Origin of the sequence: Aeribacillus sp. FSL K6-1121, assembly GCF_038003725.1 — a bacterium.
Lineage (GTDB): Bacteria > Bacillota > Bacilli > Bacillales > Aeribacillaceae > Aeribacillus > Aeribacillus composti.
This window is the reverse complement of sequence record NZ_JBBOPS010000001.1, coordinates 1,934,414-1,957,643: the sequence shown is the minus strand read 5'-3', so window position 1 is coordinate 1,957,643 and position 23,230 is coordinate 1,934,414. Positions and strand designations below refer to the sequence as shown.

The following is a 23,230-nucleotide window of genomic DNA, read 5'->3' as shown; positions in this document are numbered from 1 at the left end:
GGAGCGAGAGAAATTGAAAACAGGAAGGATCGAAGAAGACTTTATCGGCAAAATGGAAATTCCTATCGATGCTCTCTACGGTATTTATACAGCACGAACGGTACGGAACCTTTCATTTTCCGAAAAAAAACTATTTCAATATCCTCGGTATATTCATGCGCTGGCTTATGTGAAAAAAGCAGCAGCATTGGCCAATTTCGAGGCTGGTTTATTACCTATTCAAATAAAAGAAGCAATTGTATGGGCATGTGATGAAATTTTAGATAATCGTTATCATGAATCGTTTGTTATTGATGTGCTTCATGGCGGCGGAGGCATCGGCACAAACATGAATATAAATGAGGTAATCGCCAATCTCGCCAATGAAAAACTAGGTGGAGAGAGAGGAACGTACCATCCTGTTCATCAAAATGAGCATGTCAATCTCTCTCAATCTACTTCCGATGTATGTCATACCGCCAATAGAATTGCCGTTATATTAAGTTTCCAATCTTTGAGACTACAACTAGAAATGTGTATTCAAGTGATGAATGAATTATCAGAAAAGTTTGATCATGTCGAAACGATGTCAAGAACATGCTTACAAGATGCTATGAAAGTGAGGATTGGGGAGTCGTTTCGCAGCTATGCAGCTATGCTTAAGCGGCGACTTCATTTGCTTAGCGTTTCGGTTGATTACCTCCACCAAATTAATTTAGGCGGGACGGTAATTGGCTCAGGAGTTGGGGCTCCTCAGCATTATAGGGAGGTTGTCGTTCAAAAGCTTTGTGAAGTGTCAAACCTTCCTCTGCGGCATCGAGAAAATTTATTTGATGCTGCTCAACATATTGATGATCTCGCAGCTGTTTCGAAAGAATTACACTTACTCGCATCGTGTTTGATAAAGCTAGCCAAAGATTTGCGCCTTCGTTCATCAGGACCTGAGGGGGGATTTGGAGAAATTGTTTTACCGGCTGTGCAAGCGGGCTCCTCCTTTTTCCCGGGAAAGATTAATCCTATTGTCCCTGAAACATTAATTCAGTGTTGTTTTCAAGTACTCGGTTGTGACCGTGTGGTGCAAGCGACTTTAGAACACGGTGAACTAGATTTAAATGTTTTTGAAGGTATAGCATGTATCAATATTTTAGATGCAATGAAGATGCTTGAACGTGCCCTTGCTTCTTTTATCGAAAATTGCTTGTTAGGGATTGAAGTAAATGAGCAAAGATGTAAGCAGTTAGCAAATAGTCTTATTCCTGCTATTGTCGAGCTTAAAGAGAAATTTGGCTATTCAACAGTTTCTAGATGGTTGAAAGAAAAAAGCAGGGAAGAATTGATAAAACTTTTGCAATGTGGAGGGAATGACGATGACAAAAATATTTGAAGGGATAGAACAGCCAAAGCTGGATTGGGCAAAAGAATGGCTCAAAGAAACAAAAAAATTATATATCAACGGCGAGTGGGTCAATAGCGCAAAAGGTGAGGTTATTGAATCTATCAATCCTGCAAACGGAGAAATTCTTGGAAAGTTCCAAAGCGCTGAAAAAGAAGATGTCGATAAGGCAGTTGCAGCGGCCCGTCATGCGTTTGACCATGGAACATGGCAGGAGCTTTCGCGCAAAGAGCGTGCGAAAATACTGCGGCAAATTAGTTCTTTAATCAAAGAGCATCAAGCAGAGCTTGCGACATTAGAAACGTTGGATAATGGAAAACTGTATACCGAGGCCTATAAAGATGATGTGCAGGAGGCATCGGATATTTTCGAATATTATGCCGGCTGGACTGACAAATATTACGGGGAAAACAACCCTGTTGAAGGAAACTTTTTAAGCTTTACGACGCGTGATCCTGTAGGAGTATGCGGGCAAATTGTGCCATTTAACTTTCCGATAGATATGGCTGCTTGGAAGCTTGCACCTGCACTAGCAATGGGAAATACGGTTGTGTTAAAGCCTTCAAGCCAAACTTCATTTTCTGCGGTTCGCTTGTTTGAACTTATTGATGAAGCAGAGCTTTTACCAAAAGGTGTTATCAATTTAATTTTGGGAAAAGGTTCAATTGGTTCGTATATTAGCCGTCACATGGATGTGGATAAAGTATCGTTTACAGGGAGTACAGTAGTTGGAAAACAGCTTGTTCATGATTCAGCCGATTCAAATTTAAAACTCGTGACACTTGAACTCGGCGGTAAATCACCGAACATCATTTTCAGTGATGCTCCTGATTTGGATGGAGCGATCGAACGTTCATTTTATGCGTTGTTTACGCATAAAGGCGAAAAATGTTCTGCGCCGACGCGCTTATTAGTGGAACGAACAATTTATGAGCAAGTGGTCGAAAAAATTGCTGAGTATGCTAACAGCTATAAATGTGGCGATCCATTTGATCCTGAAAGTGACCAGGGGGCACAAATTTCAAAATCTCATATGGAATCCATTTTAAAATATATCGAGATCGGGAAAAAAGAAGGGGCGCGTCTTGTTGCCGGAGGTCAACGAGATGTATCAGGTGAAAATGGAAAGGGATACTTTGTTCGTCCAACAATCTTCGCTGATGTTAATAACAAAATGACAATTGCTCAAGAAGAAATATTTGGCCCTGTTCTTTGCATTATTCCTTTCGATACAGAAGAAGAAGCCATAGCTATTGCCAATGATACGATTTACGGATTGGCGGCAGGGCTTTGGACGAACGATGTGTCTCGAGCAAACCGTGTGGCACGAAAACTTCAAGCTGGAATGGTTTTTATTAATAAGTATGGCTGCTATGACTTTGCTAGTCCGTTTGGTGGATGGAAGCAAAGCGGCTGGGGAAAAGAATATGCGATTCACTCCCTTCAATCGTATACGAAAATGAAAGCGATTTGGATGGCTTACTAAGGAATCTTAAGCGGAATAGGGAGCAGTTCATTGGAAAATCTAAAGAATTGAGGGAACAAAATGAAAATGAAGGCTGCGGTGATGACCGAGGTAGGAAAACCACTGCAAATTCAAACGGTGGATTTGGCAAGCCCAAAAGCAAATGAGGTACTTGTCAAAATAGAAGCAACAGGTGTTTGTCATAGTGACTTGAATGCCTTGTATGATGATACAACCCCAACTCCTGCTATTCTCGGACACGAAGGAGCAGGTGTCGTAGTAGAAGTAGGGACAAATGTAAAGAACGTTCAAGCAGGGGATAAGGTGGCATTAAGTTGGATGCCTTATTGCGGTACGTGCGAGTTTTGTGTGACAGGTGCTGTCCATTTATGTGAATCAGCATTTGGACCGATGTTTAACGGAACGCTGCTGGATGGAACGTCTCGTTTGAGTAAAGATGGAAATCCTATTTACCATTACTCCTTATTATCGACTTTTGCAGAATATGCTGTCGTTCCTGAAATGTCATGCATCAAGCTTCCAGACAAAATGCCATTTGCCCAAGCTTCTTTAATTGGCTGCGGGGTTGCTACTGGGTATGGAGCTGCGGTTAATGCGGCAAAAGTTACACCTGGTTCTACAGTAGCAGTATTTGGCATAGGTGGGGTTGGTATCAACGCTATACAAGGCGCTCGCATCGCTGGAGCATCAAAAATTATCGCGTGCGACGTAAAAGATGCTAACTTAGAAATTGCGAAAAAGTTTGGTGCCACACATACGGTAAATGTAGGCAAAGAAAATGGGGAAGAAGCATTAAAATCGTTTACCAATGGTTATGGCGTTCATTATGCCATTGATTGTTCAGGACATACATCGGCAACTGAAACAGCATGGAAAGGAACAAGAAAAGGCGGAACGATTGTTGTCGTCGGTGCATTTAATCCAGAGATGACTTTGAATCTGCCGGCCGGAGGATTTCATAGAGCAGGGAAAATATTGAAAGGAAGCTTTTATGGAGATATTCAGCCGTATCGAGATTTTTTAAGAATCTCCGAATTATATCTCGATGGAAAATTTATGTTGGATGAACTCATATTAAAACGAATGACACTCGATCGTATCAATGAGGCACTCGAAAGTTTTCACGATTGTAATTGTATAAATGTAGGACGTTCAGTTATTGAATTTACTTCCACGCCTATACAGCGTGAAGAAACTTCGTTTGAAAGAATTCCATAATAAACTTGGCCGCTCTTGTGGAGTGGTCAAGTTTCAAATAAAAGTGAGGAGGCTGGGAAATGAATCAGCTATTTGAATTTATACCGAAAACGAAAATTGCTTATGGAGTCGAGCGTTATTTACAAATTGGAAAAGACGTTAAAACAATAAGTCAAGATACAAAAGCCGTACTAATCACGGATAAGGGAATCCTCGACAATGGATTGGCAGACCTTGTTGTTTCAGCATTAGAAAGGGAAAAGATTGCTGTAAAAGTATTTAGTGATGTTCAAAGTGATCCAACAGCTGCCTCCATTGATGAAGCAGCCAATATAATACGCCAATTTGGGGCTAAATGTGTTATAGGGCTTGGTGGCGGATCAGCGATGGATGTAGCAAAAATGGCGGCGCTTATTGCTGGCGGCGAGAAAGGGGCGATGCATTATGCATTAATGGCCAATCCGTTTCCTAAAAAACAAGTAAAATCCATTATGATCCCAACGACATCTGGTACAGGTGCGGAAGTAACAAGTACAGTAGTTTTCTCGGATGAGCATAAACGTAAAGTATGGGGATGGGATGAAAAAATGGCCCCTGATTTAGCTATCGTTGATCCGACATTTACAGTTGCCTTGCCAAGATTTTTAACAGCTGCTACAACGTTAGATGCTCTTGTTCATGCGATTGAAGCATGTGCTGGAAAGCGTTCTAATCCTTTTATTGAAGCATTTAGTTTGCAAGCCATTCAACTAATTGGAGAAAATTTTGAAAAGGTGTTGCAAACTCCAGATGATCTGGAGGCTCGAGGGAAATTAGCTTTGGCTGCTACTCTTGCTGGTATGGCGATTGAGCAAGGAGGAACAGGAATCGCCCATTGCATTGGTCATGCACTCGGTACGATTGGACGTATTCATCACGGTCGTGCTGTGGCAATCGCGCTTAATGTGGTGTATTCTTGGAATGTCGAATCAGCTGTCGATATTCACGCTAAAATTGCTCGTTGTCTTGGAGTGGACTGCCAAGGATTATCGAATAAAGAGTTGGCTTTAGCAGGAGCAAAAGAGTTTAGCCGATTAGTGGAAATAAGTGGACTGAAACAATCTCTCGAAGATGAAGGTTTATCTCTTTGCGATGTTGATAGGTTTATAGAAACAATGCTTTCACCAGAAAACGAACCGATGCGGTTGAATAATTGCCGTTTAGCTACAGAAAAAGATTTGCGTCAATTTGCTGAACAGATTTTAAGTGCAAATAAAGAAGTAAGTCATCAAGCATAGAATAACACTTCGAATTGTAAACGTTTACTTTTATGCGGTAGCGAATCGTTTTTACAATTTAATTTTAGGAGGAGTTTTATGAAAAATTTAAGACATTCTGTATTTTGGCCGCCGTTTTTGCTTTTAATTGCAGCTACCATTTTGAGCTTTACGAATAGAGAAGCTTTTATCAAGATGGCTACAGATGCAAATAATTGGGTTATTCAAAATATAGGATGGTTGTTTAGTTTAAGTGGTTTGTTGATGTTAGTTGTTGTGGTCGCTATCTATTTTTCTCCACTTGGAAATGTGAGAATTGGTGGAAAAAATGCAAAGCCATTGTTGAAACTTTCTAGCTGGATTGCGATTACGCTATGTACAACAATTGCTGCGGGTGTCACGTTCTGGGGAATTGTTGAGCCTGTTTATCACATAACGTCACCACCTGAGTCACTCGGAATTAAAGCGAATAGTGATGAAGCTGCGATTTTTGCGATGTCAACGATGTATTTGCATTGGACATTTACACCGTATGCTATTTATTGTGTTCCAGCATTAATGTTTGCTTTTGCGTATTATAATATGAGAAAACCTTTCAGCTTAAGTTCAACATTAACACCTTTGTTTGGGAATAAGGTGCTTGGCGGATGGGGAAATATGATTGATGCCCTATGTCTGTATACATTAGCACTTGGAATGGCAGCGGCAATGGGAACGAGTGTTTTAAATTTAGCCGGGGGACTCAATTATCTTACTGACATAGCAAGTTCACCATCTCTTTGGGCAGTTATCTCACTTGTAGTAATGATTACATTTATTGTTTCCGCATCTACTGGACTTATGAAAGGAATTCGTATTTTATCTGATATCAACATGAAAGTTTATATTGTTATTATTCTCTTTATGTTTGTCACTGGTCCAACTGCTTATATTCTTAATTTAGGAACAGAATCTTTTGGAACGTATTTAGCAAATTTTTTTGATAAAAGCTTATTTACAGGAGCGGCAGCAGGAGATCCTTGGCCGCAATGGTGGACGGTATTTTACTGGGCAAACTGGTTTGCATGGGCTGCAATTACAGCGCTGTTTTTAGGGAGAATTTCATACGGTTATACGGTTAAAGCATTTATTCTTGTGAATTTTGCTTTTCCTGCTTTATTTGGTGGCTTATGGATGACAATTTTTGGAGGAACATCGATTCATAAGCAGATGACAGAAGGCACTCTTGGTAGTATTTTAGCGGATAAAGGTCCTGAATCAGTGTTATACGCTGTTTTGGCTGATGTACCTTTGTCAAGCATCATTATTCCGTTCTATTTATTCATTGTCTTCATTTCTTTTGTAACAGCAGCTGATTCAAATATTTCGGCAATGGGCGGTATTAGCTCTACTGGAATTTCTCCAGAAAGTCCTGAGCCAAGCTTGATGATCAAAGTTATATGGGGGCTTTCAGTCGGTACGATCGGTTGGATTATGATCAGCTTTGCAAAGATTGATGGAATTAAAATGCTATCAAATCTAGGAGGAATACCGGCAATTATACTTGAGCTGCTTGTTGTATTTGCGTTAATTAAAGTGGCGCGTTCTCCGGAAAAATATGATATAACGATGGAAGGTAAAGAATATGAAAACGAACAAAGAAAAGAAAAAGTGCTCTAATTGATATACCGCTTTAAAACAGACGGCATGCCTACCTTATCAAGAAGGATAAATTAAGAAAAGAATCAGCTATCATTTATCCAATTGTTTTAAAAAAATCCTTGGTTTGGTCCATTTTATTGACAAAAGTTGCAATATCATGTCAAAAGGTATAATGGTGAAAGTGTCATTTAATGACAGTAAAAAAGAATGAAAGATTTAAAAATCATATAATGATGAAGCTTTTCCCATGTTGCAATTTTAGAGTTTGTTTATTAACCATACGAAACTATGTTATAGGCATAAGCAGATATGCAAAATAAATACTGAAAAAAATGAGTTTTAGGTTGATAAAAGCACTGATATAGGGGGGGGTGTCTAATAAGTCGTTTTTACGGCTTATTGACGCCCCCATTAATGCTTTAGAAACGTTGATATATCGGTGTTTATGATTTTTTGTTTTCAATGGCCATTTGACTTTCTAAGACAGCCCCTAAAAATCATGATGAAGCCATCACTTGAAGTTTCTCCAATTATATATTTCTTCATGTTTTACAAACTTTCCTCCATTTTTAATATCCTTTCTTTAAAAAAGCAAAGATAAAACGACAACTCAGCCATTCGGTACAGCCCTTTTTATAAAATGTGTTAGCCTTTTTTTGATATCCCAAGCGGCTTCATCCAAATCATGCATTAGAAAGATACAAGGACTTAACCATATGATCGTTCTCAGAGACACGTATTCCTCGACTTTGACTCTAAAAGAAAATAAATGAAAAACAAAAATTTAAAGATAAGATAATAAAATTTTTAAAACAAATATCACGAATTTATATTAAATTTATGGAAAGCGTTTACATTTTATTTTTTTGTTAGGAGGGGAATGTATGCTCTTACGTATGAAATAGAAGAGCCTTTCAAAATTGATACGATCGTGATTGATGATCTGAAAGATGAAGAAGTTTAAGTCCATACTAAAGTTTTTGGATTTGTCATATTGGTTTAATCGTTCGCGCTCAATTATTCTATTATACTCCTGGCGTCTTATGCATGAAGGGGATGAAGTTGTTGAGAAATTGCGTTATATTGGGCTTTCTATTCTAACTATTTAAAATGTTTAAAAATAAGGAGGAGTATTCGATGTCTGGAGTAAAAGCGGTTGAAAAATTTTCTCTATGGAATAAAATGCCTATTGGCGGTGTGTGGAAACATGGTTCCAGCAATAGAGAATGTGTTGTGACAAATCCATATAATAACGAAGTGCTTGTCACCTTTAACTATGCAAGTAAAGGAGATATCAATGAAGCGTACGAAACTGCACAAAAAGAGCAAAAGAGCTGGGGACAAACTTCCGCATATGAACGTATTCGTGTTTTAGAAAAAGTTGCACAGCTCATCGAGGAAAAAAGAGAAGAAATTGTGGAAATTCTCGTGAAAGAATCCGGGAGTACAAAGTTAAAAGCAAATGTTGAGGTGGATTGCGCCATTGCGGATGTGAAAGAAGCAGCAAAATATCCGTTACAAATGGAAGGCTCGATTCGTGAATCTCTCATTCCAGGGAAAGAAAACCGTGTTTATCGTGACCCAATTGGAGTAGTAGGAGCGATTACACCTTGGAACTGGCCATTCTATTTAACCATTCGTGTTGTTGCACCGGCTATTGCAACAGGAAATGGTGTAGTACTAAAACCAGATTCTCAAACACCAATTTCAGGCGGACTCATTATTGCGGAAATTTTTGAAGAAGCCGGGCTTCCGCAAGGGGTGTTAAATGTAACAGTGGCTGATCTTGAAGAAATTGGTGATTATTTTGTTGAGCATCCAATTCCTGAAGTAATTTCTTTCACAGGGTCAACAAAAGCAGGACAGCATGTCGGGGCTTTAGCTGTGAAAAATCTGAAAAAACCTGCACTTGAATTAGGTGGAAATAACGCCTTCATCGTACTTGACGATGCCGATGTTGATCAAGCGGTATCTGCAGCAGCATTTGGAAAATATATGCATTCAGGTCAAATATGTATTGCGATCAATCGGATTATCATCGATCGAAAATTGTATAAACCATTTGTTGAAAAATTCAAAGAAGCCACTAAGGCCATAAAAGTTGGGGATCCGTCCGAAGATGGCACAGTTATTGGCCCTATTATTAATAAAAAACAAGTGGATCGAGCAATTCAGTTAGTAGAACAAACACTTAAAGAAGGTGCAACATTAATTCATGAAGGAAAAGTGGAAGGAAACTTAATTTATCCATATATTTTAGGGGATGTGACAAATGACATGACAGTTGCGCAAAATGAAGTGTTTGCCCCAATAGCGGTCATCATTCCTGTTGATAGTGAAGAAGAAGCTATTGAAGTGGCAAATGGAACTCCGTTTGGATTAAGTGGGGCTGTATTCTCTGGCTCATTGGAACGAGGCATTCATGTAGCAAGAAAAATTAAAACAGGTATGATTCACGTAAACGATCAATCGATCAATGTAGAACCGAATGTTCCGTTTGGCGGAGAAAAATATTCGGGTTTAGGACGTTACTGCGGCGAATGGGCTATTGATGAATTTACAACTGTTAAATGGGTTTCAGTTCAAAAACAACCTCGTCAATATCCATTTTCATAATGCTTCTTCATCATGACATATTCTAACAATTTATACCCTTTTGTATCATGTGCGAAATATTGCACATGCTGCAAAAGGGTTTTCTTTTGACAAGCTTAATTTAGGAATTATTTCATTCATGATTGCAACGCAATAAATACTTAATTTCTCGAAAAAGACATCACACCCGCCTTCAGTTACGATGATCGAGAACATCAAGTTTAATTCTGGGAAACTATTTTGTCCCATCTTCGCTTTTCCGCAGGCTTCGTAAGATCCATGAACGGCTTTTACGAGTTCGTTTCCACCTTCGATTTTCAGTCTCAGTCAGAGGTGTCTTGAGGAGGTTCCTGAATTTGTTTCAATATTAGCTAGCTTATTGCCCATCACAACTGTTCGAAAAGCTTTTCCTTTGGTTACATACTACGCAATCATTGTACTAAAATATGTCTTGTCTGTTCGTACACTTCTATAGAAAACAGATTCTTTTTTCGTTCGATAATTGAGTTCTTCCACGGACAACGCTTTGCTTTAAATATTTCCGCCCATTTTCATCAAAAAAATTGCTTCAAATGGTTAGCAATGGCTAACCATTTGAAGCAGTATTACTAAATTTTATTTAGTTCTTGAAGTAACTCTAAATATTCTTGGAATTCCGGATTGTACAAGTCTGTGTTTTCCACACCCAAAAGGATACCTGTTTCTTTTACTAAATGCCGGCATACCCCTTGTATGGTAAAGTAACTCACAGTGTTTTTGAATTTTTTCCTATAAACAATGATATTAATTCTTTTTCCTTCTTGGATATCATTCCACATTTTGATGCTTTGATGCTCACTTTCCAGATACAAATCTAAATCATCGGGCGCTTTCTGATTTTCTTGAATTTGCACTAAATGTTCTTTTTTCAGCATCAGAATAAATAGAATTTAGTATGGTTTCATCATCGATGACAAACACTTTCAAAATATTCTTTCTATTTTCAACACTCGGGTCTAGTTTTAAGAAATCTCTAAGAGGAATTTCTTTGGCTTTATAAGTGGATTGAAGAAATTCCAGAATTTCTTCTAAAGAATACTAGGTAGGCAACCCGCTGCCGATAAACTTTTTGTACAGAGTTTGATAGTCATGCTTTTTTGTCAATTTCTATCTCCCCTTAACTTGCTTTTTAAATCATCAGCCACTAGAGGTTCTACAGCATATACAGGTGAAACGGCGAAAGAGCAATAGAATTTATTCATTAAATTATAAAGGTAGAATTTTGAGTTAGTAAATGGAAAAAAGTAATTTTTTTCATTAATTTATAATATTTTGAAGTCAACTTTTTTTTGAAGCAGGGTACGATCACATATAAGTTTATCTAAAAACTTTCCGTTGTGAATTAGGTGAATATGCATGATGCAGTTTGGAAGAATACCATCTACCGGTGCTTCCGACATTTTTAAGAATTCAACAAAATGCTCGATTAATTTTTGGAAGGCTTCAGCCCAATACAGTTTATTTTCTTCATCATTGATAAAGACACTTTTGCTGAAGGTAGTTACACATAAATAAATTTGACAAATAATAATAGGATGGTATACTAAATAAAACTAAAATTATATGAATTATATGAATAGGGGAGATTAAGCATGGCAAAAAGCTGCTTTCAAGTGAATATAGGTGCATTTGATCAATTTATTAAAGATGTAAATAATGATCCTGAAAAGGGGAAAGTGACCTTCAAAACGACAACTGAATGGCAAGGAGGAGCAGTTTCTAAAACGACAGCACGAGATTTTGTACTGCATACTGATGAGCCTGCAAGCTTAGGTGGAACAGATTCAGCTGCAGATCCGGTCGAATTGTTGCTTGCTTCGATTGCTACTTGTTTTTCAATAGGTTTTGTCACCCAAGCTGCAAAAAGAGGAATTGATTTTAGTGATGTGATAATCGAAACAGAAGGTGACCTTGACTTAAGAGGGTATTTTGGTTTAGATAAATCAATAAGGCCTGGCTACACAAATATTCGTTATAAGGTAAAAGTAAAATCTGACGCATCGATCGAACAATTAGAAGAACTGCGTCAGCTAGCGCATGAACTGTCTCCAATGATTGAAACGGTTGTGAACGGTGTTGATATAACTGGTTCTGTTGAAAAAATATAAATCAAGCAATAAAATTGTTGTTTTACAGTGTTTTATGCAAAAACTTTTTTACTCGAGCCTAGTCGGAATCATTAAAAATTCCTCTCTATACGTTTTAATCAGCAGACGCGATGATATACTCTCGTTTCGTTTTTAAATCCGCCAACGTGATCAAAAGAAATAAAACAGCCTGAGTCCTTATGTAATTTTAGGTCTCAGGCTGTTAATGTCTGTCTGCGTGACAGGGCTTATTTTCGAACTAAGATAAAGCAAGTCACGAGTTTGCAGTCATTGGATGTTCTGTTTTTTCATTTTATGTCATTTGGTCAATTCTTACATTTTCAGGGCTTGTTTTACGGTTTCCTTCAGAGGGGTCAAGGATCCGATCAGTTTTTGCAGATCATCTGATGTTTTGGACGCTTCTCCTTTGGAAATCGCGTCATAGATCGCTGCCGTAATTTCAGCAAACGGCTCAGGGACACCAGCGTTTACGAGGAAATTTTTCTCTTCTTCGAATGAGACAGGCTGATGCACGACTTTTTTGCCGGAAACCTCGGAGAGAATTTGGGCAAGTTCATCAAAGGTCCAAGGTTGATTGGAAACAAGGTTATACGTTTTGTTTTCATGCCCTTCCTCTGTAAGAACCGTTGCGGCAGCCAAAGCAAGTTCATTGCGTGTTACTGAATTAACGATCCCGCTTCCCGCATTCGTAACAATTGCTCCAGACTCTATGGATGCGCGCAGCCCCTCATTTACAAAAAAGTCCGTATATAAGGCATTACGCAGGAAAGTATACGGGATATTGGTCGTACGGATGGCATATTCCGTTGCTAAATGAACGTGTGCAAGGGGAATTATTGACTCCTCAGCAAAGGCATATCCTGTGTAAGCAATATGTTTGACTCCAGCATCTCTGGCAGCTTTTACGACATTTGCATGTTGAACGATACGAAGCGTATTATCAGAATCCGGACCTGAGATAAAGAGCAGCTTGGAGACACCTGCAAAAGCCTTTTGAAGAGATTCCGGTTGATTATAGTCGCCATGGCGAACTTCCACGCCTTGATCGGCAAGAGTGGAGGCTTTTTCAACATTACGCACGATGGCAATGATTTGACTGGCGGGAACTTTTTTGAGCAAATGTTGAATCACAAGCCCACCGAGTTGACCAGTAGCACCTGTAACCGCAATTGACATAAACATTTCTCCTTTTTTTCTAAAGATTTTTTAATAAATAACATCATCTAGGTGGCGGAAGCCAAAAATAAACGAAGGCGGCCGCAATTAAAGACTGGATTGAGGAATGACTGTTTATTATGTATTTCGGCCATTCTTGCCCACCATTATAATTGTATCAGAAATGTAAATCAAATCTTATGCCTGTGCTGCTAAACAAGGTGAACGCGTCCTATCATTTTGTCGCGCCTATCATAGATAAGGCCGTGCAATCAAAATTTTTACAAGTCAACTCCTCTTTTTAGCTTTTTAATAGTTTGCCGCTGTTGTTCAACTCATGAAAAAGTTATTTTCTCTTTCCCTAAACTAGATAAACCTATGATGCTTCGTGTGTTTTTTATATATGATAGAGATTTTTTGTCCTCTTAAACAGTTTTTGTTACATTCACATAAGGACAGGGGATCTGGGGTAAGTTCTTAAATTGAGGAAAAAATACTCCAAAACAACGGTTTAATATTCTGAATCTTCTGTTAAAATGTAGGTGAGCAATTCATAAAATTTTTTGAAGGAGAGGGCTCAACATCAGATTGCCGATCCATATTGAAATCGGTGGAGGTATTGAAACGGGGAGCTTTACTGAAAATATAGCTGAAAGCGACAAATCGATGGAAGTCTTTCAAAATCGTAAGTTATAGATCTTCTAGATAAACCTGATCCGGTTTTACGAAGTTTACAGGGGAGCCGATTGCCACTTGCCCTTTTTGTGGTGAGTTACATGTCTATTTCGATAATCCTGATTCGGTTTATTTTACGAAGTTAGTTGGAGTGAGGATTTCCATTGGTTCTCAATGTCGTATGCTATAAGTCTATTTCGATGATTCTGATTTGTTTTTACGAAGTTTGCAGGGGCAAGGATTTCTATCGGTTCTCTTTGTCATGAGTTATAAGTCTATCTCGATAATCCTGATTCTGTATATTTTGTGAAGTTTGAAGGGGCTACGATTCCTACTTGGACTCTTTGTCCCTTGAGGTTGGTGATGGCAGAAATGCAGAGCATCCGTTCGTTCATTTTGTCTGATGGAAAGAAAAAGGTTTGATCATTTAATAGAGTGATTATCCTCAAATAATGACGAAAAAGCTGGCTGCATCCAATACAAATGAACGGCCTCATCCAACTGACTTATTTGCATAGTTGCGAAGTACAACCTGTCGTGCAGTATCCATGCCGCTCAGGATGCCGTCAAAAAGATTTTGATCCTATCGTGTTTCTTTTTTCACTGAAAAGAGGGGAGGAATGAAAATGCCAGGGGCCGTTTTTCGACAGGCTGTTCAGGATGCGACGGGAATTACCTGGGAAGAATGGGTTGCCACCTTGAAACAGGCTGTGGATCCTTCTTGGTCTCACGAACATATGAAGGAGCACATATGCGAACAATTTCAGGTGTCGGATGAATGGGGGAATGGCTGACCGTCAAGTATGGACAGCTGCTCGGCAGGATTCCTGTTGGTGTCACCAAAGATGCGGGCGTTCAAATCGGCGTCCGAAAAACGATAAAGGTGGAGAAGGAAAAGGTTTGGGACTATTTGACTTCGCCGCATGGCTTGCTCTTATGGATCGGGGACGTCTCCGAGTTTCGACTGCAAAAGGGTTACGAATTTAAATCTAAGGAAGGTATCTGCGGGAAACTTACGGTAGTTTTGCCATTTCGAAAGCTCCGCATGAAATGGAAACTTCCGGAATGGGAAAAGCCTTCCCGGCTTCAATTGTATTTGCTGCCCACGGATTCGGGCAAAACGACGATCGCCATCCATCAGGAAATGCTGGATGATGTCTATGTAAGAGAATTGATGAGACGCTTCTGGGCAGACAAGCTGGAGCAAATTAAAAATTATTTGGAGGGGCGCAATGAATAGATACAGTCATATCGATTTAAGAGTAAATTCATGGGAGAAAGTGCGCACGTTTTATGAGAATCTTCTTCCTGCATTGGGTTTTACCCGCACTTTCCATTCGGAAAAATGGAAAGTGTTTGCAGCGGAGGGAGAGCTTCCGAGCGTTCCTTATTTCGCTATCACGGAAGATCCCAATCATAAGCCAAACGAGAATTTGATCGGGTTTTGGGCGCATGACCGGGAGGAGGTGGACCGGATTGCAGAGCTTGTTGTTCGATATGGGGGCACCATCGACAGCGGTCCCTGGCAGTTCCCGATCAGTCCGACTTATTATGCGGTTTATTTTCAGGATCCTTGCGGAAACAAGTATGAAATGGTCCACCGATTAAATTGATTCAGCACCCGTTGTTGCCCAGCCGAAACCTTTTCTTGCTGCTAGCTTCTTTTAGTGGATATCGGTTACGGTTTCCGATTTGTGCGGGCAATTTCCCGCTTGACGGCCGGTGCCACTTTAGTACCCAGCAGTTCGATGGCACGCAACACTTTTTTGTGCGGCAGCGTGCCGACGGTCAATTGCAGAAGGAAGCGATCGTGGCCGAAAATTTCATGCTGGAACAAGATTTTTTCGATCACCTGCTCAGGGCTGCCGACAAAATTGGCGCCCCGTAAGGAAAGAGAGAATTCGAACTGCTCCCGGGTCAATGGCGGCCAACCGCGTTCCCGTCCCAGCCGATCCATCATCGTTTTAAACGCTGGAAATGCAATGTCAGCTGCTTCCTGCGACGAATCGGCGAGAAAACCATGTGAATTGATACTGAGGTGTGGCGTTTCGTGCCCCGCCTTTTGCGCTGCCTCCCGGTGTAATTGAGCAAAGGGCGCGAACCGTTCGGGCAGACCACCGATGATGCCCAGTGCCATCGGAAGACCGAGCATGCCTGCACGGACGGCCGACTCCGGGGTTCCTCCAACGGCTATCCAAACCGGAAGCGGATTTTGCAGGGGCCGCGGATAGATCCCTAGATTGTCCAGCGACGGACGATGCTTTCCCGCCCATGTGACCCGTTCGGATTCTCGCAGCTTGAGCAGCAGATCAAGCTTTTCTTCAAAAAGCTCGTCATAATCTTTCAGGTCGTAGCCAAAAAGGGGAAAGGATTCGATAAACGAACCGCGGCCGACCATGATTTCAGCGCGGCCTTGAGTGAGCAGGTCCAAGGTGGCAAATTGTTGAAACACCCTCACCGGATCGTCAGAGCTTAAGACGTTTACTGCACTGGTCAACCGAATGCGTTTGGTGCGGGTCCCGGCAGCGGCCAGCACTACCGCTGGAGCCGATACGGTGTAGTCGGGACGATGATGTTCGCCAATGCCGAACACATCCAGTCCGACTTGATCGGCTAGTTCAATTTCCTCCATCAAGTTTTGCAGCCGTTCCCCCGGGCTGATCAATTGACCGGTTTCCGGATCAACCGTCCGTTCTCCAAATGTGTAAATGCCGATTTCCATCCGTTGGCCCCTCCTTTGATTACTGTTCGTTCATACCGATGTTAGATTTATCTTACCTTATTTATTCGAAGCTAGGCAATAAAAAGGGCTTAAGGCAGCAATCGCCTTTCCTCAAGGGTGTTTTGCTATGGATGGGAAGTTCGTTTCGGACAATTTTATCGTAAGAAAAATTTAGCTGACAGGGAAGACGAGATGCCCCAAGATTTTTCCCTAATTCGCTTATGGAGAGGGAATGCTGGTGTGTTTTGTCGCTGTCCCAACGTTTTTGATTCATTAGCGGAGCGGGAAAACCGCACGGTGCTTTTCATATCCGTTGTTCGCTTCCAGACTGGGAATAACGCCTGTCTATTATCCAAAAGCATTTTTCTCCCGGAAACGGGCATTTTGCGGAACCCAAAAATCATGACGTATCTTCATAGAGGCTTCTTTAGAATGCTGAGAGCGGAGGGATTCTTTCTTCCATCTATTTAAAATAAATCTTGACGTTTGCCGGATATCCAACATATGCCCATACCAAAGCCGTGGCGAATGCATAAAAAATATTGAGATGTAAATTGTTACAACGGGAGGTATGGAAAATGTACCCGGAACGTCAATTTTTCGGAAGGAGACCCTTTTTCTTCGGAGGGCGGAACCCCTTTTTCTTCGGTGCGCCGTTTTTTGGCGGCTTGCTCGGCGGCTTTTTAGGTAGTGCACTGGTAGGACCGCGGCCATATCCGTTTTATCCGCCGTATTACGGAGGATTTTATGGCGGTTATCCGTACTATTGGTAAACGAAAATTTTTTCGACGAGCTGTCTTAAACGGTCATTTTAGAATGACTTTAAGGCGGCTTTTTTTATCCGCAGATTGCAAGATGTAATTCGGGATCAAAGGCAGATGTCGATTCATCATATAACATCGCTTTTGGTTCCATAGCAAGCTCTTGTGCAATTGCCACGCGCTGTTGTTGTCCTCCGGAAAGTTGACTTGGGTAATAGTTCATTTTTTTCAGCTAAAATCAACTTTTTTAAAATAATTCTCCGCAGTTTTACGAGCGGCTTCCTAGGAATTGTTGAGGGCTTTATCTGTACCAGCCATTTCGTCACCATTGGAAATAAGTTAAAGCATCGAAGAGCCCTTCTTATTTCTTTTCAAAGAGCAGCTACATGCTTTTCATTAAAAAAATGTCCAACTATTTTAACTATTCCTGATGTAGAAAGACATCTTATTCTATTGGGATATGCCCTGTATAGATTAAAATTCATAACTGTACCAAGCTTAAGGTTAAGGCAAAAATTTATGTTCCATTTTTCTCTGCCTTTCTTTTCTTAAACAGAGTATATTTTTCTATTTTAAGTGGTACAAAAATAAGTCCATAATCAGAGGTCATTCCCCGTCTGTATGTAAATCATCAATATTCTGGAAAAGCTTTACCCGATAAGCCACAAAAATAAAGCGGACGGAAGAAAAAGAACAAGTTTTCTTCGTCCGCTTTTTGTATTGTTTTTTATTAAAAGTGGTTGGCTTTGTGTCATAGCTTCTGTCATGTAGAGAATAAATTGAAAAATTTACTGCCTTCCATAGGTCTTTTGTCTTCACCAATAAAGAAATCAAGAAGCTGACTATTACACGTTGGCTTGTTACTAATCAATTGATCCTAAATTTCTTGTGATTAACAGGTCGATTGTCATGTATTCAATTAAAACTTTTTACCTATCGATTTTAAAAATAGTTCATTTTAACTATACCATTTTCACTATAAAATTTGTTATACAATTAAGTAAGAGATATTATTTGATAAATTCCTACAAATTTCTACAAAAATATAATTTTGTTTCGGCAAACTACTCGAAAGGGTAGGACGCAAAGCTAAAGGGGCTAAATCTATTTTGATAGACATGCCAGCCAGCTGCCCTTCCTATAAAGAATGGTTTTGATTCTTTTTAAGAAGGTTATTAGCGGATGTATTGTCTATTCAACTGCCCTCTTTAGAATTTTTAAGGGCAGTTTTTTTATTTTGACATAGGAAAGGAGGCTTGGTGATGGAGTAAAATAAAAATACATATTTGGCAAAGTTCATTCTAATGGCCCATTGCAAAAACATCTCAGTCGTTCTAAACCCTCTGTGTCAAAAGGGAGTATGAATTTCCCAGGGAATATTCCTGAAATTGATTTACTTCAACGTCTTCCCGGAATTTCATCTACTGATCAAACAAATTAGTGGTAGTAATAGTTAAGGAAGTAGATGTAGGAAATATTTCATGCATTAAAAGAAGTAATCGACATCAACGAAGAGCAACTCCAACCCTACACCTACTATTCCCCAAAACTATAAAAAAATTTTTTGTTAAATCACAAAATTATCCAATTGATTCAGTTTTGTTTGAAATTGGTAAAAATTACTAAAATAAAACGGTGTAAGGAGGACAATAATGAAAAGTCTGCGATTAAAGATTATTAGTGGATTTGTCGTTGTTATTTTATTATTTACTACCGCAGCAATTTTTGGTTTAAATCAACTTGGACATTTAACTGCAGATGGAACAGGAACAGGAAATACATTTGTGCTAACTGTTATTATTATTTCTGTTCTTGTCAGCTTGACGATTGCGATTGTTCTTTCGAATCGGATTGTAAAACCAATTTTCCAAGTAGTAGATCGTATGAAAATGGTGGCAGAAGGAGATTTGTCTGCAAAGCTGCTTGAAACAAAATCAAAAGATGAGATTGGTCAATTAGTTCAATCAATGAATGAAATGATTTTAAACTTGAGAAATGTTGTTGGGGAAGTAAGAAACACTGCAGAACAAGTAGCTGCATCTTCTGAAGAATTAACAGCAAGTGCCGATCAGACAACAGTTGCAACGGAACAAGTTGCTTCTGTCATTCAACAAGTAGCAAGCGGAGCTGAAACACAGACGAATGGAATAGAACGAAATGCTGCTTCTTTAGAAGAAATTGCACAAGGGGTTATCCGTGTTGCAGATAGTTCTAATCAGGTTGCAGAGCTTGCAAAACAAACTACTGAGCAAGCTGAAGATGGTGAAGGTTCCGTTGTACGTACAGTTGACCAAATGAATTCAATCTATAAATTGGTTAAAGAGACTGATAGCATGGTTAAGTCTTTATATGAACGTTCAAAAGAAATTAGTAAAATTCTTGATGTAATTAGTGGAATTGCCGATCAAACGAATCTTCTCTCTTTAAATGCGGCAATTGAAGCAGCAAGAGCGGGAGAGCATGGAAATGGTTTTGCGGTCGTAGCCGATGAAGTGCGGAAACTAGCTGAACAATCTCAGGCATCAGCAAAGCAAATAGCAGATTTAATCTTAAAAATCCAAAGCGATACAGAAAACTCTGTTAAAGCTATGACAGAAGTAACACATAACGTCGAAAATGGTCTTGAGATCACGAAGGAAACATCTGAAAAATTTGCTCAAATCGTCCAAAATATGAAGGATATTGCACCGCAAATTGAGGATATTTCTTCAATTGCTCAACAAGTCTCAGCGGAAGTAGAAGAAATAACATCTACAGCGGATGAACTTACAACAATAGCAAAAGAAAACGCAGCAACATCCGAACAAGTAGCAGCGTCTACAGAGGAACAATTAGCTTCGATGGAGGAAATAACTTCTTCAGCAAAAATGCTTGCAACAATGGCAGAAGGAATGCAAGAATTAGTTCATAAATTCAAACTATAAAATGGGGAATACAGCCCCATTTTATAGAACATAAGCATTCCGGATGCTGCCGTCTGTTGTTATACCGTAGTTTATAGAATATAAACCTTCGAGATGATTCAAATAAATCTGAGAATGAATATAAAACAAATATTTAGGCAATGAAAGAATCGTTGCCTCAGCTGATTTTATGGACTTCAGAATTTTGAACTTCAGCTTTTGAATGCTCATTTATGATGTTGTGAAATCTTTTCCGTATCGCCCAGCACCTTGCCTCCAAAAATTCCATTCGTGCCGTTCTGCATGAGTGATTCGTTTATTTCGACCTTTCTAACTTTCCCGCCGCATCTTTTTGAAAAAAATCCATGTTTTCACTAGAATATTTGACCAGTAAATTATTTCATTATGAATACAATATTGACAAAAGCAAGAAAGGTGGTGAAACGAATGAGTGTATGGTATCCAGACAAAGAAGAGAATAGACGCTCCGATTCAGAAAAACGTGCGAACGCAAAGGCAAAAGCTGATGTAGATTTTAAAAGTGACGTTGATGTGGATACGGACAACGAATTAGAGAATAAATTAAAAAATATTGATCGTAACACAAATATTGCAAAAGTAAATAATAGCGGCAACTCAAAAGTGGAAATTGATATTCATGTTGATTCCGATTCAGATGCAAAAGTTCGGTCGAAAGCAGAATCTGATCAAGATCAAAACCAAGAGCAAAGAGATTAATTGAGCATAATTAAATGTGGGTGAGATGTCTTTTTTGTCCCACCTATAATATAGGGTGAGAATGTTATGGAACATTTAGATAAAGGAGAGTTCTCTTGGTTACGGAATGCTTCTACTCAAAGCCCTCAATCAAATAAATCTTCCATTGATTCGAGCGGTAATTCAGATGTAAATGTTGATGTAAATATTCAAGTTGATACGATACCCATTGCATTTGCCGTTCTTTACTATTTATTGGCTACTAAGCAATTATCGCACGAAGAGTTTGAGTTTGCTTTACGTAAATTATTGGAGACAACAAACAAGTATAAAAAGCTGAACCGTGACGGTTCTTCAAGAGTCAATTTGTTACATCCTAATGTATGGGGAAGGTAAAATAATAAAGGAGATTTTACTTTCCTTCATTTTTTTAAAGGGAAACATGACAGGTAACCTAGTTTTTTAAGTTTTATCGTTTGGGATTTATTTTAGCATTTGATCATTTCTGAAACTGTTATGATGATAGGGACGGTACGTTTTAAAAAAATGTGAAAATGCAAAAAATTGTAAGACTGTAAAGCATCTTCCTTTATTTGAATTCAGCCCGGGTTACGATCTAGTTATAAAATGGTGAGCACGTAAATGATCGAGAAGATTGGAAAAGAAAGCTGCTGTATGGATGCAGTGAAAGTTTAAAGATTTTGTAAATTAAATTTTTTTATCCCTTCAGCAAAAAGCACTGGCACGTTTTTCTTGATTAAAGCAGCATATGTAGAAAGGGTATTATTTTTTCAACCAAATTCAGAATTGATGAAGAACATAAATGCCCAAAAGTTTGCAGGAAGAGGATATCAATCGACAGTTCATATTGTGAAAATTCGAAAATTTATTTTGTTTCTTATTGCGGCCAAAGCATGGGCCGCTCTTTTGTTTTGAAAAAGAGGAAGACAGATTATGCTAAAATATTTTTAAAATACAATGAATCGACAGCAAGATTTAGAGGGGGAAAACCATGGCGGTTAAAGCAGAGATTGATTTCCAAAAAGAATTATTTGAAGCAGCTAATAAAATGCGCGGAAGCGTGGCTCCAGCTGACTATAAACATTATGTACTGCCGCTTATTTTTTTGCGCTATCTTTCGAATAAATATGAACAGAGCTGCAATGAGTTGGAGCAAATTTTTGCGGAAAATGAAGAAATGCAGCAAGGTTTCGTTTCAGATTCTCATCAATATAGAGATAAAAATGTGTTTGTCGTCCCGAAGGAAGCAAGCTGGCACTATATAATGAAAAATGCTAAACAGCCGAATATTAAAGAAATTCTCGATAATGCGATGAAGCGAATCGAGGAAGAAAACCCAGAATTGACAGGGGTGCTGCCGCAAATTTATCAAGGCTTGAACTTACCGGTAGAAAATGTTGCTGGATTAATTGAAATTTTTTCACGTGATGTGTTTAGTGGCAGCTCGGAAGACAGCATAGATATACTCGGTCGTACTTATGAGTATTTTATTAGTTCATTTGCTTCGTCAGAAGGGAACAGAGGCGGCGAGTTTTTTACCCCATCCTGTATTGTGGAATTGCTGGTGGAGATGCTTGAACCAAAAAGAGGTATCGTGTTTGATCCAGCGTGTGGAAGCGGTGGAATGTTTATTCAAAGCGGGAGGTATGCGCCGAATAAAAAGTCTCTTTTATTTTACGGACAGGAAAATGTCGTCACGACAGTACGTCTTGGAAAAATGAACGTATTGCTTCATGGCATCAATGCGGAAATACGGCTGGGAGATTCGCTGTTGAACGATCAATTTCCTGAATTAAAGGCTGATTATGTGATTGCCAACCCGCCGTTTAATCAAAAAGATTGGGGGGCGGACAGAATATCGAAAAGCGATCCGCGCTTGATCGGGCCTGTTACAAACAGCAATGCAAACTATATGTGGATGCAGCATTTCTTATACCATTTAAATGATGCAGGATCAGCAGGGTTTGTGATGGCAAATGGCGCAATGACAACTAATGTTAAGGAAGAAAAGGAAGTGCGGAAAATATTGGTGGATGAAGGGTACATCGATTGCGTTGTCCAATTGCCGGAAAAACTGTTTTTCACAACAGGCATACCGTGCTGTTTGTTCTTTTTAAGCAAAAATCGCGATGGAAAAAACGGTTACCGTGCTCGAAGAAACAAAATTTTGTTTATCGATGCCCGAAAAATGGGAAAGCCCGTCAGCCGCAAGCAAAAAGCATTGTCTAAAGAAGAAATTGATAAAATCGCATCAGTTTATCGAGCATTTAAATATGAACATGCAAAAAGCTGCGAAAATATTGAAGGTTTCTGTAAAATTGCAAAACTTGAAGAAGTACAACAAAACGACTACAAACTGACACCAAGCATGTACGTCGGAACAGAGGCAGAAGAAGAAGAAGAAGAAGACATTCCTTTTGAGCAAAAAATAGCCGAACTAACGAAACGGTTGCTCGAACAATTTGAAGAATCGAACAAACTACAAGAAAAAATCAAACAAAACCTGGAGGAGCTGATGTATCGGAATGGGGAAAAGTCAAACTTAGTATTCAAAAGGGAAAAAAATGAATGATCTGAGAAAA

18 protein-coding genes, 1 pseudogene and 1 riboswitch are annotated in these 23,230 nt (G+C 39.3%); of the genes and pseudogenes, 15 read left to right on the top strand and 4 right to left on the bottom strand.

Translation table 11 applies throughout. The annotated features are described in order from the left end of the window. Positions 1–13: 13 nt before the first annotated feature. From NSQ61_RS09510 to NSQ61_RS09485, 6 genes are all read left to right on the top strand, one after another. Complete coding sequence (locus tag NSQ61_RS09510) at positions 14–1,363, top strand: lyase family protein (RefSeq protein ID WP_066249935.1); 1,350 nt, start codon at positions 14–16, stop codon at positions 1,361–1,363. Next, a complete protein-coding gene (locus NSQ61_RS09505; RefSeq protein ID WP_340806829.1) occupies positions 1,347–2,858 on the top strand; it encodes an aldehyde dehydrogenase family protein in 1,512 nt (503 codons plus the stop codon). The genes NSQ61_RS09510 and NSQ61_RS09505 overlap by 17 nt, the downstream gene beginning before the upstream one ends. A 60-nt stretch (positions 2,859–2,918) precedes the next feature. Continuing rightward, positions 2,919–4,076, top strand: coding sequence for a Zn-dependent alcohol dehydrogenase (locus NSQ61_RS09500; protein WP_066249939.1), 1,158 nt, complete (start codon positions 2,919–2,921; stop codon positions 4,074–4,076). Between the two features lie 59 nt (positions 4,077–4,135). Further along, a complete protein-coding gene (locus NSQ61_RS09495) occupies positions 4,136–5,332 on the top strand; it encodes an iron-containing alcohol dehydrogenase (RefSeq protein ID WP_066249942.1) in 1,197 nt (398 codons plus the stop codon). A 78-nt stretch (positions 5,333–5,410) separates the two neighbouring features. Beyond that, positions 5,411–6,970 carry a BCCT family transporter gene (locus NSQ61_RS09490; RefSeq protein ID WP_066249945.1) on the top strand — a complete coding sequence of 520 codons (1,560 nt, stop codon included), beginning with the start codon at positions 5,411–5,413 and terminating at the stop codon, positions 6,968–6,970. Positions 6,971–8,089: 1,119 nt separating this feature from the next. Beyond that, the gene (locus NSQ61_RS09485; protein ID WP_066249948.1) at positions 8,090–9,568 is read left to right on the top strand and encodes an aldehyde dehydrogenase family protein; all 1,479 of its coding nucleotides are present in this window, start codon (positions 8,090–8,092) and stop codon (positions 9,566–9,568) included. A 587-nt stretch (positions 9,569–10,155) separates the two neighbouring features. Here the strand turns inward: NSQ61_RS09485 and NSQ61_RS09480 are convergent. Then, positions 10,156–10,440, bottom strand: a complete 285-nt coding sequence (locus NSQ61_RS09480) for a hypothetical protein (RefSeq protein WP_133309160.1) — start codon at positions 10,438–10,440, stop codon at positions 10,156–10,158. Between the two features lie 738 nt (positions 10,441–11,178). Here NSQ61_RS09480 and NSQ61_RS09475 point away from each other — a divergent pair. Then, the gene (locus NSQ61_RS09475; RefSeq protein ID WP_063386415.1) at positions 11,179–11,694 is read left to right on the top strand and encodes an OsmC family protein; all 516 of its coding nucleotides are present in this window, start codon (positions 11,179–11,181) and stop codon (positions 11,692–11,694) included. A gap of 312 nt (positions 11,695–12,006) precedes the next feature. On the opposite strand, the gene NSQ61_RS09470 is transcribed toward NSQ61_RS09475, so the two are convergent. After that, complete coding sequence (locus tag NSQ61_RS09470) at positions 12,007–12,870, bottom strand: SDR family oxidoreductase (RefSeq protein ID WP_063386414.1); 864 nt, start codon at positions 12,868–12,870, stop codon at positions 12,007–12,009. Positions 12,871–14,150: 1,280 nt separating this feature from the next. Here NSQ61_RS09470 and NSQ61_RS09465 point away from each other — a divergent pair. From NSQ61_RS09465 to NSQ61_RS09455, 3 genes are read left to right on the top strand one after another with little or no spacing between them, the layout of a single operon-like run. Next, positions 14,151–14,318, top strand: coding sequence for a hypothetical protein (locus tag NSQ61_RS09465; protein WP_235600397.1), 168 nt, complete (start codon positions 14,151–14,153; stop codon positions 14,316–14,318). Continuing rightward, positions 14,303–14,764: an SRPBCC family protein gene (locus NSQ61_RS09460; RefSeq protein ID WP_066249963.1), complete on the top strand. Its 462-nt coding sequence runs from the start codon at positions 14,303–14,305 to the stop codon at positions 14,762–14,764. The genes NSQ61_RS09465 and NSQ61_RS09460 overlap by 16 nt, the downstream gene beginning before the upstream one ends. Then, positions 14,757–15,137 (top strand): VOC family protein, encoded by a 381-nt coding sequence (locus NSQ61_RS09455; RefSeq protein ID WP_066249966.1) that lies wholly within the window; start codon positions 14,757–14,759, stop codon positions 15,135–15,137. The genes NSQ61_RS09460 and NSQ61_RS09455 overlap by 8 nt, the downstream gene beginning before the upstream one ends. 65 nt (positions 15,138–15,202) lie before the next feature. On the opposite strand, the gene NSQ61_RS09450 is transcribed toward NSQ61_RS09455, so the two are convergent. Then, entirely contained in the window at positions 15,203–16,246 is a 1,044-nt protein-coding gene (locus tag NSQ61_RS09450; protein WP_144597521.1) for an LLM class flavin-dependent oxidoreductase, read from the bottom strand. Between the two features lie 578 nt (positions 16,247–16,824). Between NSQ61_RS09450 and NSQ61_RS09445 the strand changes: the two genes are divergently transcribed. Beyond that, a complete protein-coding gene (locus NSQ61_RS09445) occupies positions 16,825–17,019 on the top strand; it encodes a hypothetical protein (protein WP_063386410.1) in 195 nt (64 codons plus the stop codon). An 85-nt stretch (positions 17,020–17,104) separates the two neighbouring features. Here NSQ61_RS09445 and NSQ61_RS09440 read toward each other — a convergent pair. Next, positions 17,105–17,221, bottom strand: a pseudogene (locus NSQ61_RS09440) (ATP-binding cassette domain-containing protein); the annotation flags it as partial. 834 nt (positions 17,222–18,055) lie between these two features. After that, a riboswitch (cyclic di-GMP riboswitch) is annotated at positions 18,056–18,144 on the top strand. Positions 18,145–18,659: 515 nt separating this feature from the next. On the opposite strand from NSQ61_RS09440, the gene NSQ61_RS09435 reads away from it, so the two are divergent. From NSQ61_RS09435 to NSQ61_RS09420, 4 genes are all read left to right on the top strand, one after another. Continuing rightward, complete coding sequence (locus NSQ61_RS09435) at positions 18,660–19,931, top strand: methyl-accepting chemotaxis protein (protein WP_063386409.1); 1,272 nt, start codon at positions 18,660–18,662, stop codon at positions 19,929–19,931. A gap of 426 nt (positions 19,932–20,357) precedes the next feature. Continuing rightward, positions 20,358–20,648 (top strand): hypothetical protein, encoded by a 291-nt coding sequence (locus NSQ61_RS09430; protein WP_063386407.1) that lies wholly within the window; start codon positions 20,358–20,360, stop codon positions 20,646–20,648. Positions 20,649–20,714: 66 nt separating this feature from the next. Further along, the gene (locus NSQ61_RS09425) at positions 20,715–21,023 is read left to right on the top strand and encodes a hypothetical protein (RefSeq protein WP_063386406.1); all 309 of its coding nucleotides are present in this window, start codon (positions 20,715–20,717) and stop codon (positions 21,021–21,023) included. Between the two features lie 616 nt (positions 21,024–21,639). Next, positions 21,640–23,220, top strand: coding sequence for a type I restriction-modification system subunit M (locus tag NSQ61_RS09420; protein WP_327874177.1), 1,581 nt, complete (start codon positions 21,640–21,642; stop codon positions 23,218–23,220). The last annotated feature ends 10 nt before the right edge of the window (positions 23,221–23,230 follow it).

Coding starts and splice junctions, on each gene's coding strand:
- NSQ61_RS09505 (WP_340806829.1), top strand. CDS start 1,347: ATGACAAAAATATTTGAAGGGATAGAACAGCCAAAGCTGGATTGGGCA.
- NSQ61_RS09500 (WP_066249939.1), top strand. CDS start 2,919: ATGAAAATGAAGGCTGCGGTGATGACCGAGGTAGGAAAACCACTGCAA.
- NSQ61_RS09495 (WP_066249942.1), top strand. CDS start 4,136: ATGAATCAGCTATTTGAATTTATACCGAAAACGAAAATTGCTTATGGA.
- NSQ61_RS09490 (WP_066249945.1), top strand. CDS start 5,411: ATGAAAAATTTAAGACATTCTGTATTTTGGCCGCCGTTTTTGCTTTTA.
- NSQ61_RS09485 (WP_066249948.1), top strand. CDS start 8,090: ATGTCTGGAGTAAAAGCGGTTGAAAAATTTTCTCTATGGAATAAAATG.
- NSQ61_RS09475 (WP_063386415.1), top strand. CDS start 11,179: ATGGCAAAAAGCTGCTTTCAAGTGAATATAGGTGCATTTGATCAATTT.
- NSQ61_RS09470 (WP_063386414.1), bottom strand. CDS start 12,870: ATGTCAATTGCGGTTACAGGTGCTACTGGTCAACTCGGTGGGCTTGTG.
- NSQ61_RS09465 (WP_235600397.1), top strand. CDS start 14,151: ATGCCAGGGGCCGTTTTTCGACAGGCTGTTCAGGATGCGACGGGAATT.
- NSQ61_RS09460 (WP_066249963.1), top strand. CDS start 14,303: ATGGGGGAATGGCTGACCGTCAAGTATGGACAGCTGCTCGGCAGGATT.
- NSQ61_RS09455 (WP_066249966.1), top strand. CDS start 14,757: ATGAATAGATACAGTCATATCGATTTAAGAGTAAATTCATGGGAGAAA.
- NSQ61_RS09450 (WP_144597521.1), bottom strand. CDS start 16,246: ATGGAAATCGGCATTTACACATTTGGAGAACGGACGGTTGATCCGGAA.
- NSQ61_RS09445 (WP_063386410.1), top strand. CDS start 16,825: ATGTACCCGGAACGTCAATTTTTCGGAAGGAGACCCTTTTTCTTCGGA.
- NSQ61_RS09435 (WP_063386409.1), top strand. CDS start 18,660: ATGAAAAGTCTGCGATTAAAGATTATTAGTGGATTTGTCGTTGTTATT.
- NSQ61_RS09430 (WP_063386407.1), top strand. CDS start 20,358: ATGAGTGTATGGTATCCAGACAAAGAAGAGAATAGACGCTCCGATTCA.
- NSQ61_RS09425 (WP_063386406.1), top strand. CDS start 20,715: ATGGAACATTTAGATAAAGGAGAGTTCTCTTGGTTACGGAATGCTTCT.
- NSQ61_RS09420 (WP_327874177.1), top strand. CDS start 21,640: ATGGCGGTTAAAGCAGAGATTGATTTCCAAAAAGAATTATTTGAAGCA.